The 14,705-nt window shown below is 59.5% G+C and carries 14 protein-coding genes; 8 read left to right on the forward strand and 6 right to left on the reverse strand.

Going from position 1 to position 14,705, the window contains the following annotated elements:
• The first annotated feature begins 12 nt into the window (after positions 1–12).
• Positions 13–801, forward strand: a complete 789-nt coding sequence (locus tag ACJ8IJ_RS04325) for an ABC transporter substrate-binding protein (protein WP_015378505.1) — start codon at positions 13–15, stop codon at positions 799–801.
• A 158-nt stretch (positions 802–959) separates the two neighbouring features.
• On the opposite strand, the gene tmaR is transcribed toward ACJ8IJ_RS04325, so the two are convergent.
• From tmaR to ACJ8IJ_RS04340, 3 genes are all read right to left on the reverse strand, one after another.
• Positions 960–1,277, reverse strand: a complete 318-nt coding sequence (gene tmaR / locus ACJ8IJ_RS04330) for a PTS system regulator TmaR (RefSeq protein WP_004935612.1) — start codon at positions 1,275–1,277, stop codon at positions 960–962.
• Positions 1,278–1,437: 160 nt separating this feature from the next.
• Entirely contained in the window at positions 1,438–2,505 is a 1,068-nt protein-coding gene (locus ACJ8IJ_RS04335; protein WP_437188619.1) for an FUSC family protein, read from the reverse strand.
• A 94-nt stretch (positions 2,506–2,599) separates the two neighbouring features.
• Positions 2,600–3,367 carry an N-acetylmuramoyl-L-alanine amidase gene (locus ACJ8IJ_RS04340; protein WP_021505907.1) on the reverse strand — a complete coding sequence of 256 codons (768 nt, stop codon included), beginning with the start codon at positions 3,365–3,367 and terminating at the stop codon, positions 2,600–2,602.
• Between the two features lie 175 nt (positions 3,368–3,542).
• On the opposite strand from ACJ8IJ_RS04340, the gene ACJ8IJ_RS04345 reads away from it, so the two are divergent.
• Positions 3,543–4,289, forward strand: a complete 747-nt coding sequence (locus tag ACJ8IJ_RS04345; protein ID WP_004935623.1) for a S24 family peptidase — start codon at positions 3,543–3,545, stop codon at positions 4,287–4,289.
• Positions 4,290–4,325: 36 nt separating this feature from the next.
• On the opposite strand, the gene ACJ8IJ_RS04350 is transcribed toward ACJ8IJ_RS04345, so the two are convergent.
• Positions 4,326–5,435, reverse strand: coding sequence for an SDR family oxidoreductase (locus ACJ8IJ_RS04350; protein ID WP_049189265.1), 1,110 nt, complete (start codon positions 5,433–5,435; stop codon positions 4,326–4,328).
• Positions 5,436–5,693: 258 nt separating this feature from the next.
• On the opposite strand from ACJ8IJ_RS04350, the gene ACJ8IJ_RS04355 reads away from it, so the two are divergent.
• From ACJ8IJ_RS04355 to sbcB, 3 genes are all read left to right on the forward strand, one after another.
• Positions 5,694–5,900 carry a hypothetical protein gene (locus tag ACJ8IJ_RS04355; RefSeq protein WP_044030834.1) on the forward strand — a complete coding sequence of 69 codons (207 nt, stop codon included), beginning with the start codon at positions 5,694–5,696 and terminating at the stop codon, positions 5,898–5,900.
• Between the two features lie 54 nt (positions 5,901–5,954).
• Positions 5,955–6,143: a DNA polymerase III subunit theta gene (locus ACJ8IJ_RS04360; protein WP_004935635.1), complete on the forward strand. Its 189-nt coding sequence runs from the start codon at positions 5,955–5,957 to the stop codon at positions 6,141–6,143.
• Positions 6,144–6,233: 90 nt separating this feature from the next.
• The gene (gene sbcB / locus ACJ8IJ_RS04365; protein ID WP_442518297.1) at positions 6,234–7,661 is read left to right on the forward strand and encodes an exodeoxyribonuclease I; all 1,428 of its coding nucleotides are present in this window, start codon (positions 6,234–6,236) and stop codon (positions 7,659–7,661) included.
• Positions 7,662–7,732: 71 nt separating this feature from the next.
• On the opposite strand, the gene ACJ8IJ_RS04370 is transcribed toward sbcB, so the two are convergent.
• Both ACJ8IJ_RS04370 and ACJ8IJ_RS04375 read right to left on the reverse strand, forming a co-directional pair.
• Entirely contained in the window at positions 7,733–9,100 is a 1,368-nt protein-coding gene (locus ACJ8IJ_RS04370; protein ID WP_004935642.1) for an APC family permease, read from the reverse strand.
• Positions 9,101–9,635: 535 nt separating this feature from the next.
• Positions 9,636–11,054 carry a glutamine synthetase family protein gene (locus tag ACJ8IJ_RS04375; RefSeq protein WP_031300715.1) on the reverse strand — a complete coding sequence of 473 codons (1,419 nt, stop codon included), beginning with the start codon at positions 11,052–11,054 and terminating at the stop codon, positions 9,636–9,638.
• Between the two features lie 395 nt (positions 11,055–11,449).
• Between ACJ8IJ_RS04375 and puuR the strand changes: the two genes are divergently transcribed.
• The 3 genes from puuR (at position 11,450) to ACJ8IJ_RS04390 (ending at position 14,668) form a co-directional block, all read left to right on the forward strand.
• Positions 11,450–12,007 (forward strand): HTH-type transcriptional regulator PuuR, encoded by a 558-nt coding sequence (gene puuR, locus ACJ8IJ_RS04380; protein ID WP_004935648.1) that lies wholly within the window; start codon positions 11,450–11,452, stop codon positions 12,005–12,007.
• Positions 12,008–12,164: 157 nt separating this feature from the next.
• Positions 12,165–13,676 carry a sugar ABC transporter ATP-binding protein gene (locus ACJ8IJ_RS04385; protein ID WP_004935652.1) on the forward strand — a complete coding sequence of 504 codons (1,512 nt, stop codon included), beginning with the start codon at positions 12,165–12,167 and terminating at the stop codon, positions 13,674–13,676.
• Complete coding sequence (locus ACJ8IJ_RS04390) at positions 13,673–14,668, forward strand: ABC transporter permease (RefSeq protein ID WP_004935654.1); 996 nt, start codon at positions 13,673–13,675, stop codon at positions 14,666–14,668. The genes ACJ8IJ_RS04385 and ACJ8IJ_RS04390 overlap by 4 nt, the downstream gene beginning before the upstream one ends.
• The last annotated feature ends 37 nt before the right edge of the window (positions 14,669–14,705 follow it).

The following is a 14,705-nucleotide window of genomic DNA, read 5'->3' on the forward strand; positions in this document are numbered from 1 at the left end:
AGAGGAAATGACATGAAAATCATCAAAGGGCTGTTGTTGTTGCTGCCGCTGGCCGCGAGTTTTCCCGCGCTGAGCGGTGAATTCAGCGGCAAAGTGATCAAGCTGGGCATCGATCCCACCTTTCCGCCGCTGGAGTATAAAAATCCGCAGGGCAAGCTGACCGGCTTCGGCGTCGATATCGCCCAGGCGCTGTGTGACCAGATGCAGGCCAAATGCGTGTGGGTGGAAAGCAGCTGGGACGGCATGATCCCCGGCCTGCAGGCGAAGAAGTTCGACGCCATCGCCTCGTCGATGACCATTACGCCACAGCGCCGGCAGCAGATCGCTTTCTCCAGCAAAGTCTCCAACGCCCCGGCGCGGCTGGTGGCGCATAAAGGCAGCAATCTGCAGCCTACCGCCGCCTCGCTGAAAGGCAAATCGGTCGGCGTGCAGCAAGGTTCCAGCCAGGAGGCCTACGCCAACGCGCTGTGGCGGCCGGCCGGCGTCAACGTGGTGGCTTACCAAAGCCAGCAGGAGGTGAACGAAGATCTGGCCAACGGCCGCCTGGATGCGTCGCTGCTGGCCAGCGTCAGCGCCAGCGAATTCTTCAAAACGCCCGGCGGCAAAGACTTTGCCTTTATCGGCGCCGAATTGAGCGACAGCAAGTACTTCGGCGTCGGCGACGGCATCGGGGTCCGCAAAGAGGATACCGCGCTGCTTAACGCCTTCAACGCCGCGCTGCAGGCGATCCGCGCCAACGGCACTTACAAGAAAATCAACGACAAGTATTTCGACTTCGACATGTACGGCGCGGAGCAGTAACACGCGTTCCCCGGCGGTCACCTGCAGATCCTGCAGGATGGGGAGGCGCCTTCGGCCGCCGGGGAACGCCCCAACGGAAACGGCAATGTCGGCAAGAACGGAAAATCAGGCGGGATAAGGATGCGGGCCAGGCAGGACGCCCGGCCCGCTAAAGCGGGTTACTTCACTTCGCCCATCGCCTTCAGCTTTTTGGACAGCTCGCGGCGTTCTTTGGACAGATCGGCATTTTTGATGATGTAGTCATCAACGCGATCTTCGTAGTCGCTGCGCATGTTGGCGATGATGCCCTGAATGTCTTCAATGCTCATGCCGGGCTTGATGTACTCACTCAGGTTGTCGAGCAGCAGCACGCGCTTCTGGTTATCACGAATTTTCTTTTCGTTGTCGACGATCTCGCGTTGCAGTTTGTTTTTGCGGCGAAACATACGCACAAACTCCAGCACGTCCTGGAAACTCGGCTTATTTGCATTATCCATCTTTATACCCTTGCTTTAGTAATACACAGATTCATTTGCTTACGGCCACATGGCACCAAGATACAGGTTTGTGGCGGTCCGGCACAACAGTGATTGGCTTATCTTACCCACTTTGCCCCGGCGGCCAAAACCCAAAGCGCCGCCTTCATGATCTGACCCCTTATTCGCGCCCGGCGGCGGTGCAGACCTGGAGCAAATCCCCCAACTCTTCCAACTGCTGCGCCAGCTCCATGCTGAGCCAGACATAGCCGTAAATCGGCGCTTCGCCGTGCTGGCCAAGGCTGACCTCCTGCATCAGCGTTTTCAGCTCGCCGGCGATCTCCGCCAACTGCCCCGCCGCCGCCTGCCGCTGCGCCTGCGGCCCTTCGCGCATCAGCACCGCCAACGACTCCAGCGAGCTCAGCGTCAGCAGCTGGGTGCTGCGCAGCGTGCGGGCGTTCAACATAATGAAGTGCGTTTCGCGCGAGGCCCAGTAGGCGTCGGCCATCAGCTCCAGCGTGCACACCAGATTGCGGCTGAGGGTTTGCACCGCCTCGAACACCGCTTTGGGGATGTGGGTTTCCTTGCTGGCGGGCACGATCAGGCTGCGCAGCTTCACCACCTGATTCAACAGATCCTTGAGCTGCGGCTCCAGCCGCGGCCGCTCAATGACGTTCGGCGAAAAATACGCGCCGTAGATACGGGCGGCGGTTTGCAGACAGTCCGCCATTTGCATGCGCCACAGAATATAGGCGCGCTGTGGGTAGATGCTGGTGAACAGCAGCGCCAGCAGCGAGCCGAAGATCACGTCGCCGCTGCGCCACAGCGCGGTATGCATGTCGCCGGCGCCCGCGCCGCACACCACCGCCAGCGTGATCCCCACCAGCAGCGCCATATACGGCCGTTTGCCGAGCGTCAGATAACCGCAGACGAACATCACCACGCCGCACCATGCCAGCATCAGCGGCAGCGAATAGAGTTCCAGATACAGGGCGATCAGGCCGGAAGCCGCGCCGAACACCGTGCCGGCAATGCGTTGCAGCGCCCGCTGCAGCACGTTGCCCCAAAACGAGATCGGCCCCATCACCACCACCAGGGTGATCAGCGGCCAGGTGCCTTCGGGCACCGCCAGCAGGCGGATCAGCAGAAAAGTCAGGATAAACGCCAGCCCGATGCGCACGCCGTGGACGACGCGATAATGGCGATAGGTCAGCAGTTCAAGTGAAGAGATTTTTCGATCGAGGCGCACAGTGCCTCCGATAAACACCAGCCAGGCCGCTATTTTAGCGGAGGAAGCCCGGCAAGGAAAAGGCGAATGAGGCGTCCCCCATTCGCACTCAGGCTCAGGCGGCGTATTTGTCGACCAGCGCGCGCAGAACGGCGGCGGTCTCCACATCCATCACGCCGTCATACTTCTGCGGACGGAAGTGCAGCTGGAACGCACGCACCAGCTGGCGATAGCCTTCTGCGGTGTTCGCCGCCGAGGTGTCGTAGCCGTATTGGGCGAACAGTTTCAGCAGCTCAGCCTGCGCCGGCAGGCCCTGGCTGCAGTATTCCTGCTGGCGCTGCTGCTTGGTCGCTTCGTCATACCAGGCGCCGACGCCGGCCTGATACAGCTGCTGCCACGGGAACTGCGGGCCCGGATCGCTCTTGCGGCCCGGCGCGATGTCGGAGTGCGCCACCACGTTCACCGGCGAGATGTCCGGATAGCGCTGCAGGATGTTCTGCGCCAGCTGGGTGACCGCCTCGATCTGCTGCGGATTGAACGGCGGGAAGGTGATGTTTCCACCGTCGCCGCTCGCCAGGTTGACGATCTCGATGCCGATCGAGGTGTCGTTGATATTGCTGCGGGTGCCCCACTGGCTGGTGCCGGCATGCCAGGCGCGCTCGTTCTCGTCCACCAGGTTGAAAATGCGCACGCCGCTGAAGCCGGCGGCCTGGTAGGTGGCATCGGTCGGATCCGGCACCAGATAGTGCGCGCTGACCGATTTTCCGGTCAACGACGTCACCGAGTCGGCGAAGTTTTGCGCCGTGTAGTGCAGCACCAGAAAGCGCACGCGGTGGCCGAAGCTGGCGACCGATCGGTAGCTATTGTAATCAATCTTGTACATCGTAAAGTCCCTCTCTCGTTTGATTTCACTGAGCGGCCTCTCATCATGACAGGCCGCTCCGCACAGGTGAACCCTTGGCTCACCCTTTTGTTTTAGCTAATTGCTAAATCATGCGCAAGCGTTTTTTAGCAAAACCGTTATTTACCTTTTTGCTAAAGAGTGCGATCATTGCACGATGGAAACTAAAGAAATCAGGCGCAACAATCTGCGCGAATTGATGGCCCGCTACGCCCGGCAAGGCGTCAACCAGAATGAGTTCGCCACGCTGGTTGAGTCTTCCGCGCCGACGCTGAGCCAAATCATCGGGGAGAAATCCTCCCGCAATCTTGGCGACAATCTGGCCAGGCGGATCGAGGCCAGGCTGAATTTGCCCAAGGGCTGGTTCGACGTGTTTCATGAAAAGCAGCTGGTGCGCCCGTTTGACAACGTGGCGGCGGAGTCGGACTTCCAGCCCGCCCGTTTGAAACCGGTGGTATGGGAAGATACCGAACAAGACAAGGAAGAGTTTGTGGAGATCCCGCTGCTGGATATCGATTTTTCCGCCGGCGACGGCTGCTACGAAATCGTCGATCGCGAGGAGTTTTCGCTGATCTTCCGCCGTTACTATCTGCACAAGATGGGGGTGGCGGTCAACGCCGCGCGCATTATCCGCATCTCCGGCTCCAGCATGGAACCGCGTCTGCAGGACGGCGACGTGGTCGGCATCAACACCGACGATACGCGCATCCGCGAGGGCAAGACCTACGCCATCCGCCACGGCAATTTGCTGCGGGTGAAGGTGCTGATCGAACAGCCGGACGGCGGCGTCGTCATCCGCTCCCTCAACCGGGAAGAGTACCAGGACGAGCATCTCAGCTATCAGCAGCGCAAGGAGCAACTGGTGGTGCTCGGCCGCGTCTTCTGGTCGTCTTCGTCCTGGTAACGGACGATAACCTCGGGCGCCCGTTGCGCCCGGCGGTTATTTGAAGTCCACCACCATCTGCTGCTGGATAGACAGCCCGCGCGTCGACTGCACGCAGCCGGCGATGTAGTCGGTGAAACGCGGCGGTTTCGGCATGCCCAGCTTGAGGATCTTCTCGTTGCTGAAACGCACGTTGAGCATGGCGAACGATCCGTACAGGCGCATCGCCTTCAGCATCAGCCGTTCGTTGCACGGGCCGAAAATGTCTTTCAGCTGGCGGCGCATTTTCACCAGCGCGTCATAGGTCACCTGCGCATACTCATCGCCCACCGGCGCTTTTTCCAGGGCTGCCGCCATGGCGTTGTCAATTTCGGCAAAGCTGACGCTGCTCTCCTCACCGGCGGAGATGTGATAAACGTCGTTCTCCAGTGTTTCGCTGTTCATCAGCATCACCAGCGCATCCGCGCAATAGTCCGCCGGGATCACGTCGATATTGTCCTGCAGCGAGCACATGAACTTGCGCAGCATCAGCGCCATGCCAAACACCCAGAAAATGCTGCTGGAAGGCTGGCAGCCCAGGCGAGTGTGCCCCACCACGATCGACGGACGAGCGATGGTCAACGGCATTTGCGGGCAGCGCTGGCGCATCAGCTGTTCGATGGTGGATTTGGAACGGGTATATTCCACCAGGTGTTCGGCGTCTTCCTCAAACTCGCCGCTCTCCGCCACCAGCGAACCCGGCTCCGGCGAACAGGACATGGCGGTGCCGACGTGCAGGAAACGTTTTAATCCCGGTACCTGCGCCATTCTTTCGGCAAAGGCCAGAGTGCCTTCTACGTTTACCTTCCAAATGAGCGGGTTATTACCAAATGAAGCAACGGCCGCGCAGTTAATAACGTGCGTAACATTGTTAATACGCGCGTCAGTTAAAAAGTCGGCCGGCTCGGAAAGGTCGCCCAATAATATATTTTCAATCGTAATTTTAGACAGCAGATTCGCATCGATATTAAACTTTTCCATATTCGTGCGAATACGGGCCAGCCCTTGCTGCGCATCGTCTGCACGCACCAGCAAAAGATAATTAACAGACTGATTTTCAATCAATAATTTTTCGAGAACCGCACCACCAAGAAAGCCGGTAGCGCCGGTCAACAGTAGCGTTTTCATCATTGTCACCCACATTGGCATTGAATGTGGTTGATTGTATCCGCGGATATTTAAACAAATATTAAATAGAATTACGGCGCCCTTAAACACTTTTCTTAATATTATCTTAAGGAATCTTTTGAAACATCCATCATGGGTTTAGTAACAAAAGAACCGCGTAGACTCCATGATTAATCTCCGCCGTTTAAATACCATTGATGTAGTGCCTGATTAAATTTAACGGTCAATGTTATTTCTCTTCTCGTCCGTGGAGGACTTATGACCTATAACCAAAAAATCTGGTTGGGGGTTTTGCTGCTGTGCACCCTGTTTTGGGCGGCAGTGATAAGCGGCGCCTGTTCGCTGTATAATCGGGCAGATCGCCTCAATGCGCACCAGGCGCAGAGCGAGTTCGCCGCCCGCCACAGTCTGCCCCCCTGCCCGCAGCAAAGCGTTCAGGCCTCCGCCGCCCCCCGGAATGGGTAGGGACAAGACCGGCTAACGATCCTATTATACCCTAAGATTAACAGGGAGATAACGATGGCTCGAAAGCTGGATAGCTTACCGCAGGCGCAACGCGAGAAAATAGAAACCGATTTGCTGGCCATCAGCGTGATCTACAACGAGCGCTACGGCATCGCCTCGACCCAGACGGAAACGGAACAACAAATCCCCGATCACCTGCTCCCCTACTTTCATCAGCGGCTGGATTACTATCGCCGTGCGTAATTGCGCGCATTTCGCTAACCGCCGCTTGGCATCGCTCCCCACGCCGTTACAATAGAGACATATTGTATCCGCCACTGAAGAGACGCGATTTTGAGCAGCAAGGCAACGGCCACATTTTATATTCACGATTACGAGACCTTCGGCAAGAGCCCGTCGCTGGACCGCCCGGCGCAGTTCGCCGGCGTGCGCACCGATATGGATTTCAACATTATCGAAGAGCCGCTGGTCATCTACTGCGCCCCGGCCGACGATTACCTGCCGGAACCCGAGGCGGTGATGATCACCGGCATCACGCCACAGGTGGCGCGCGCCAAAGGCGTTAACGAGGCCGAGTTCACCCGCCAAATCCATCAGGCCTTCAGCGTGGCCGGCACCTGCATTCTCGGTTACAACAACATCCGCTTCGATGACGAAGTGAGCCGCAATATCTTCTATCGCAACTTCTACGATCCCTACGCCTACAGCTGGCAAAACGGCAACTCGCGTTGGGATCTGCTGGATGTGATGCGCGCCTGCTACGCCCTGCGCCCGGACGGCATCGTCTGGCCGGAAAACGAAGACGGTTTCCCCAGCTTCCGCCTCGAACATCTCACGCGCGCCAACGGCGTCGAACACACGCAGGCTCACGACGCGATGTCAGACGTATACGCCACCATCGCCATGGCCAAGCTGGTTAAGCAGGCGCAGCCGCGGCTGTTCGATTTCCTGCTGCAGCACCGCAACAAGCACAAGCTGAACGCCCTGATCGACGTCGCCGAAATGACGCCGTTGGTGCACGTCTCCGGCATGTTCGGCGCGGCGCGCGGCAACACCAGCTGGGTGTCGCCGCTGGCCTGGCACCCGGACAACAAAAACGCGGTGATCATGTGCGATCTCGCCGGCGACATGACGCCGCTGCTGACGCTGAGCGCTGAGCAGCTGCGTGAACGGCTGTACACCCGCCGCGACGATCTGGCGCCGGATCAGGCGCCGGTGCCGATCAAGCTGGTGCACATCAACAAATGCCCGGTGCTGGCGCCGGCCAAAACCCTGCTGCCGGAGAACGCCGAGCGGCTGGGCATAGATCGCCAGGCGTGCCTGCAAAATCTGCAGCTGCTGAAACAGCACCCGGAAGTACGCGAGAAAGTGGTGGCACTGTTCGCCGAAGCCGAGCCGTTCAAAGGTTCCGAGGACGTCGACGCCCGCTTGTACGACGGTTTCTTCAGCGACGCCGACAAGGCGGCGATGAGGATTATCCAGCAGACCAAGCCGCAGAACCTGCCGGCGCTGGATCTGGCCTTCAGCGACGGCCGCATGAAAGAGCTGCTGTTCCGCTTCCGCGCGCGCAACTATCCGAATACGCTGGACGACGCCGAGCAGCGCCGCTGGCTGCAACACCGCCAGGAAGCGCTGAGCGCGGAGCGCGTGCAGAGTTACCTGCTGCAGCTCGAATCACTGTATAACCTGCACGAAGGCGACAAAGAGAAAACCTCCCTGCTGAAAGCGCTGTTCGATTACGGCAAAGAGTTGGTGGGATAAAACCCGCAGCAAGCAGAAAAGGAAAAGGCCGCGAAAGCGGCCTTTTTTGTGGCTGAGGAGACAGCTCGCGCTTAGGCGGCGTCTTCGCTCGCTTGCGGCACCGGCAGACGGAAGCTGCGGGTGACGAAGGCCAGGTAGATCAGACCGATGGCCGCCCAAACCAGGCCCAGCGTCATCGAGCTGGCTTCCAGGTTGATCCACAGCGCGCCGACGGTCAGTGCGCCCATCACCGGCAGGATCAGGTAGTTGAACGTGTCCTTCACGGTGCGGTTCATCTTGTCGCGAATATAGAACTGCGAGATCACCGACAGGTTGACGAAGGTGAAGGCCACCAGCGCACCGAAGTTGATCAGCGCGGTCGCGGTCACCAGGTCAAACGACACCGCGGACAGCGCGATGGCGCCAACCAGCAGTACGTTCAGCGCCGGGGTACGCCACTTCGGATGCACATAGCCGAAGAAGCGAGTCGGGAACACGCCGTCGCGGCCCATCACGTACATCAGACGCGAAACGCCCGCGTGCGCCGCCATGCCTGACGCCAATACCGTCACGCAGGAGAACACCAGGATCACCGACTGGAAGAACTTACCCGCCACGTACAGCATGATTTCAGGCTGCGACGCGTCAGGATCCTTGAAGCGCGAGATGTCCGGGAAGTACAGCTGCACGAAGTAAGACACCACGATAAAGATGATGCCGCCGATCAGCGCCGTCAGGAAGATGGCTTTCGGGATCACTTTCTCTGCGTCTTTGGTTTCTTCGGACAGCGAGCTGATGCCGTCGAAGCCCAGGAACGAGAAGCACAGGATGGTCGCGCCGGTAATCATCGGCACCACGTGAGCGTTATCGGACCAGAACGGGCGGCTGCTGACCAGCGTACCGGCGCCTTCGCCGTGGTAAACGCCGTTGATCACCAGACCCAGGAACACGATCATGATCGCCACCTGCACCACCACGATGATGGAGTTCAGGTTGGCCACCAGCTTGATGCCGCGCAGGTTGAAAATCGTCATCAACCCGACCAGCACCGCCACGAAGATCCAGGACGGGACGCCCGGGAAGATCGCTTCCAGGTAAATCTTGGCCAGCAAAATGTTGATCATCGGCATGAACAGGTAGTCCAGCAGCGATGACCAGCCCACCATAAAGCCGACGTGCGGGCTGATGGCTTTCTGGGCGTAAGTGTAGGCGGAACCGGCGGAAGGGAACTTCTTCACCAGCTTGCCGTAGCTCAGGGCGGTAAACAGGATCGCCAGCAGAGCGAAGGCGTACGCGGTCGCGACGTGACCATCGGTCAGGCCGGATACGATGCCGAAGGTATCGAAGATGGTCATTGGCTGCAGATAAGCCAGACCCATCATCACTACCGGAACTAATGTCAGGGTTTTACGCAGCTGAGTGCGCTGAGCCGGAGCGGCGTTAAGGGTGTTATCGGACATTGTTCAGCCCCCCCTTACCTTGAGCCTTGCGGATGGCGGACACGCCAAGACTTAAGGTTGCGGGGAAACTTCGCAACGAGCGACTTAATTCTAAAAGAAGGGGATTGTAAGCTGGATAACGGGTCGAGGTAACCTCGGCTGCTCCATAGTCGCTGCGGCCACAGCGGAAACCGGCGGGCACCGGCGCTAAAGTGAAAAATTGCCCCATCTTTCTAATCCTCATGAGTCACGACCATAAAGTTTTGTTTGATCGTGCACGAAACTATTTATCTATCCGGATCGGTGTCCGGCCTCGCTTGGTGTATGAAACGCTACGTTGGTAAAACTTAATGCAAAAAAAATAACCGACGCTTTCAAAACGTCGGCTATCTGCATTTGAGATATTTTGCACCAGAATGCCTCCGGATGACAAGATCCGGAAGCCCTCAAATACAAATTCTTTTTGTCGATCGAACGGAAAACCAGCCCGGCAGGCGAATTAATCCGCTACCGGCAGGCCGGTCGCCCGCACATACTTCTTACTTTATACGCCCATTCAGGCATTTTTCAACATCCAGTCGATCTCGGTTTCCGTCACCCGCCGTTCAAACTGCAGCAATTCGTCGGTCTTGCAGGCGTGATAAACCTGGGTGAAACGCTCGCCCAGATAGTGGGTCAACGCGTGCTGATGTTCAAACTCGTACAGCGCATCGCTCTGGCGGATCGGCAGCGGCAGCCCCTCTTGCTCCAGCCCGTTGCCGGTCACCGGCTCAGGCAACGGCAGCGCGTTGTCCAACCCGTACAACATGCCGGCCAGGATCGCCGCCATCACCAGATAGGGGTTGGCGTCGGCGCCGGCCACGCGGTACTCCACCCGATGATTCTCCGGTTCGCCGCAGGGAATGCGCAGCGCCACGGTGCGATTGTTGTGGCCCCAGGCGGCCTGGATCGGCACATACATCCCCGGCTGGAAACGCCGATAGGCATTGACGTTCGGCGCCAGCAGCGCCATCGACGCCGGCATCAGGGTGATCATCCCCGCCAGCGCCTGTTTCAGCAACGGTGAATCCTCGCCTTCGCCGTCGGCAAACAGGTTGTTGCCCGCCCCGTCCTGCATGCTGACATGCACATGCATGCCGCTGCCGGCGTAATCCTCATAGGGTTTGGCCATAAAGGTGGCGTGCATACCGTGGTTCTCAGCCACCAGCCGCACCAACCGTTTCAGCGCCAGCGCGTGGTCGCAGGCCAGCAAGATGTCGTCGGAATGGCGCAGGTTGACCTCGAACTGCCCCGGCGACGCCTCCGCCACCGCGCCGTCCGCCGGCAGCCCCTGCAGCTTCGCCAACGCGTCGATATCGTTCAGCACCTCGGCGAAATGGTTCAGGTTATCGACGGAGTACACCTGGCTTTGGGTATTGCGCTCCTGAGTGCCGGGCGCACACGGCGGCTGCAAATCGCCTTCTGCGTCGCGCTGCCTGTCGATGAGATAAAACTCCAGCTCTACCGCTGCCACCGGGAACAAGCCGCGCTGTCGCAGCGCCTGCCACACGCGGTTCAGCACATTACGGGGTTCAACGTCAAAGGGAGTGCCATCTTCATCCAGCATGGTCAGCAACACCTGGCCGATATGCTCCGGATCGGCGGCCGACGGCGTCAGCGAACCGGGCACCGGCAGGCAAATGCGATCCGGCTCGCCGAGCTCCTGCCCAAGACCGGTCTCCTCCACCACGTTGCCGAGGATGTCCATGGCGAACACCGACGCGGGGAAGTAGCTGCCTTTTTCCAGTTTTTTCAACCCTGAGACGGGTATGCGTTTGCCGCGGAAGGAACCATTGAGATCGGTGAGAAGGATATCGACATACTGCGTGGCGGGATGGCGTTCCAAATAATGAGCAACCTCATTTTGGAACGCGCTACTTCGCCTCTCTTCATGATGCTGTGCAAAATGTTCAACTGCTGCGCTATTGGTTTGCATACGTCACCCGCCATTATGCTCTTAAGGCGCGTTAGCGCCCGTCCGCCGTTCGATTCAACACATGATTGGATTTCTCGCCAGGTCGCGCCGCTGCCGGGCGCTCAAAATAACATCCACAATATGAAACATAGTATTAACAGAATGGGTTTGCAAATGTTACAATCCTGTTTGATTATTCACCACCGGCTGCTAAATTGATAAAATATTGACCGAAAAGGCCTTGCTGCCATTTTTACGTCAACTATTTCGTCCAACGCACCGAGAGTGAACATGGGCAATATATTTTCCAAACCTGCCCTAACTATCGATATCATGCAGCATCGTTATCGCCCAGACAGGCGCCCGATAACGATATTCATGTCTGCCTGTCGCCCCTACCAGAAGGAAGTACCGCTATGAGCGAAGCCAGCTTGGCACCGGGCAAACGCCTGTCACAGATCCGTCAGCAATTGGGTTTGTCGCAGCGCCGGGTCGCCGAACTGTCCGGGTTAACCCACAGTGCGATCAGCACCATCGAACAGGACAAGGTCAGCCCGGCCATCAGCACGCTGCAAAAGCTGCTGAAGGTGTATGGCCTGTCGCTGTCTGAATTCTTTGCCGAACCGGAGGCCGTCGACGAACCGCGCGTGGTGATCGACGCCGAGGATCTGATTGAGATCGGCAGCCAGGGGGTGTCGATGAAGCTGGTGCACAACGGCAGCCCGACGCGCAACCTGGCGATGATGCTGGAAACCTACCAGCCCGGCACCACCACCGGCGAAAAGATCAAGCATCAGGGCGAAGAGATCGGCACCCTGCTGGAGGGCGAGATCGTGCTGACCATCAACGGCCAGAGCTATTGCCTGAGCGCCGGTCAGAGTTACGCCATCAACACCGGCATTCCGCACAGCTTCAGCAATACGTCGGCTCGCGTTTGCCGCATCGTCAGCGCACACACCCCTACCACCTTCTGACCGCTTCTCGCACCGGCGCAGCCTGACGCGGGTTGCGCCCCTGCTCACCCACGCTTTTTTCATCGCCGTTATGCCATTTTGTTGGTTGCCAACGGCGCAATCTGTGTTACAACAGAGCAAAACAGCCATCTAAACATCTAAACGGCCTTAACACCCTATGTCAACCGCAACGCCTTCACGCCTCGAGATGCGCAATATCTCGATCGCCTTCGCCGGCTTCAACGCGCTACAGGACGTGGACTTCACGCTACAGGGCGGATCAATCCATGCGCTGGTCGGCGCCAACGGCGCGGGCAAGTCGACGCTGATGGCGATCCTCTCCGGCGCCCACGATCATTATCGCGGCGAGATCCTGATCGACGGCCAGCCGGTGGCGATCCACTCCCCGTTGCAGGCGCGCCGTCACGGTATTCACGTGGTGCAGCAAGAGGTCGACGTCGCGCTGATCCCCACGCTGTCGGTAGCGGAAAACATCATGCTGGACTGGCTGAACGAGCCGGGCCACTGGCTGAACTGGGCGGAGCTGCACCGCCGCGCCGCGCAGCTGCTGCAGCAATGGGCGCTGCCGCTCAACCCGCGCAGACGCCTGGCGGACTGCACGCTGGCGGAAAAACAGCAGGTGCTGCTGGCGCGCGCGCTGTCGCACCGCTGCCGTTTTCTGGTGCTCGACGAGCCGACCGCGCCGCTCGATCGCGCCGAGAGCGAGCGCCTGTTTAACGTGGTGCGCCGCCTGCAATCCGAAGGCATCGGCATCGTGTTTATTTCCCACCGCATCCACGAACTGAGCGACATTTGCGATCGGCTGACGGTGCTGCGCGACGGCCGGCGCGTCAGCGAAGACGCCATGCGCGGGCTGAGCGGCGAACAGATCGTCGAGAAGATGCTCGGCCATCGGCTGGACGACATTTTCCCGCCACCGCGCCCGCCACACCCTGAGCGAACGCTGCTGCAGGTGCAGGGCTTGCACGATCGCCATAAGCTGCGCGACGTTTCGCTGCGGCTGCATGAGGGCGAGATCCTCGGCATCGCCGGGCTAGCCGGGGCGGGCAAAACCGAACTGTGCAAGGCATTGTTCGGCGCCAGCGCCGTGCAGCTCGAGCGCGGCGAACTGCGCGGGCAGCCCTGGGTGCCACGCGCGCCGCACCTGTCGGTCGAACAAGGATTGGCGCTGGTGCCGGAAGAACGCCGCAAAGAAGGTATTTTCATCGACGAGGCGATCCCGATGAACCTGAGCGTCAGCGCCGACGACAGCTTCTCGCGCTGGAGCCTGTTCAGCCGGCGGCAAGAGCTGCGCTGGGCGCGCGAGATCATGCAGCGTCTGAATATTCGCGCCTCCGGCCCGCAACAGCGGCTGGCGCGCCTGTCAGGCGGCAATCAACAAAAAGTGGCGATCGGCAAATGGCTGCGCGGCGACGCCGAGGTGCTGATCTTCGATGAGCCGACCAAGGGCGTGGACATCAAGGCCAAACAGGAGCTGTTCAGCCTGATCGACGGCCTGGCCCGCGCCGGCAAAGGCGTGATTTACGCCTCCGGCGAGTTCGCCGAGCTGATTGGCCTGTGCGATCGCATCTGCGTGCTGTGGGACGGCCGCATCGTGGCGGAATTGAACGCCGCCGACATCGACGAAGAAACCTTATTGCTCTATTCCACCGGAGGAACCCCTGCGTGAGTAAAGAATTTGCCTTGCGGCCTGCGCTGCCCTGGCGCCAACAGCTGTTTGATTTCCTCTACAAGTGGGGCATGCTGCTGACCGTAGCGGCGCTGATCGCCCTGTTTGGCCTGGCGTCGGACAACTTTCTCGATGCCAACAACATCATCAATATCCTGCGTTCGATCGCCATCGTGACGGTGATCGCCATCGGCGTCTCCATCTCGCTGTCGGTCGGCGGTTTCGATCTGTCGGTCGGCTCGACCGCCTCGCTGGCCAACGCACTGGTGATTTCGCTGTTCGTCTGGCACGGGTTCGGCACCACCGGCGCCATCGTGGTGACGCTGCTGCTGTGCACGCTGGTCGGCCTGTTCAACGCCCTGCTGATCGTGGTGTTCAGAATTCCCGATATGCTGGCGACGCTGGCCAGCCTGTTCGTGATCCAGGGCGTGGCGATGACCTACAGCTATGGCGGTTCCATCACCCAAAACATGGTGCTGCCGAATGGCGACATGGCGGAAGGCCCGATCCCGGAAGTGTTTGCCGCTCTCGGTCAGGTGCCGGTGATCGTGCTGATCATGCTGGCGGTCACCGTGGCGGTGCAGCTGTTCCTGTCGTTGACCAAGCACGGCCGCCGCATGTACGCCATCGGCGGCAACCCCGAGGCTGCGCGTCTGTCGGGCATCCGCACCGTGCGTTACAGGGTTGCCGCTTACGTCATTTCCTCCTGGCTGGCGGCGCTTGGCGGCATCTTACTGGCGTCACGTATTGGCTCTTCGCAGGTCAATGCCGGCGGCGGTTATCTGATGGACGCGGTGGCGGCGGCCTATATCGGCTTCTCGCTGGCTGGCGCCGGTAAACCCAATGCGCTCGGCACCCTGATCGGCGCGGTGATCCTCGGCGTGCTGCAAAACGGCCTGGTGATGCTGTCGGTGCCCTACTACGCCATGGACATTATCAAAGGCCTGGTGCTGGCGCTGGCGCTGGCCATCACCTACATCCAGAAACGCTGATCCCCCCGGCGCACGCCCGCTGCGCCGCTTTTCCCTT

This window comes from Serratia sp. CY40230, from assembly GCF_052168835.1.
GTDB classification, from domain to species: Bacteria; Pseudomonadota; Gammaproteobacteria; order Enterobacterales; family Enterobacteriaceae; genus Serratia; species Serratia nematodiphila.

What these genes read in the sequence shown, in the direction of transcription:
- ACJ8IJ_RS04325 (WP_015378505.1), top strand. Translation starts at nt 13, where the DNA reads ATGAAAATCATCAAAGGGCTGTTGTTGTTGCTGCCGCTGGCCGCGAGT.
- tmaR (WP_004935612.1), bottom strand. Translation starts at nt 1,277, where the DNA reads ATGGATAATGCAAATAAGCCGAGTTTCCAGGACGTGCTGGAGTTTGTG.
- ACJ8IJ_RS04340 (WP_021505907.1), bottom strand. Translation starts at nt 3,367, where the DNA reads ATGTACAAGATTGATTACAATAGCTACCGATCGGTCGCCAGCTTCGGC.
- ACJ8IJ_RS04345 (WP_004935623.1), top strand. Translation starts at nt 3,543, where the DNA reads ATGGAAACTAAAGAAATCAGGCGCAACAATCTGCGCGAATTGATGGCC.
- ACJ8IJ_RS04350 (WP_049189265.1), bottom strand. Translation starts at nt 5,435, where the DNA reads ATGAAAACGCTACTGTTGACCGGCGCTACCGGCTTTCTTGGTGGTGCG.
- ACJ8IJ_RS04355 (WP_044030834.1), top strand. Translation starts at nt 5,694, where the DNA reads ATGACCTATAACCAAAAAATCTGGTTGGGGGTTTTGCTGCTGTGCACC.
- ACJ8IJ_RS04360 (WP_004935635.1), top strand. Translation starts at nt 5,955, where the DNA reads ATGGCTCGAAAGCTGGATAGCTTACCGCAGGCGCAACGCGAGAAAATA.
- ACJ8IJ_RS04370 (WP_004935642.1), bottom strand. Translation starts at nt 9,100, where the DNA reads ATGTCCGATAACACCCTTAACGCCGCTCCGGCTCAGCGCACTCAGCTG.
- ACJ8IJ_RS04375 (WP_031300715.1), bottom strand. Translation starts at nt 11,054, where the DNA reads ATGCAAACCAATAGCGCAGCAGTTGAACATTTTGCACAGCATCATGAA.
- puuR (WP_004935648.1), top strand. Translation starts at nt 11,450, where the DNA reads ATGAGCGAAGCCAGCTTGGCACCGGGCAAACGCCTGTCACAGATCCGT.
- ACJ8IJ_RS04385 (WP_004935652.1), top strand. Translation starts at nt 12,165, where the DNA reads ATGTCAACCGCAACGCCTTCACGCCTCGAGATGCGCAATATCTCGATC.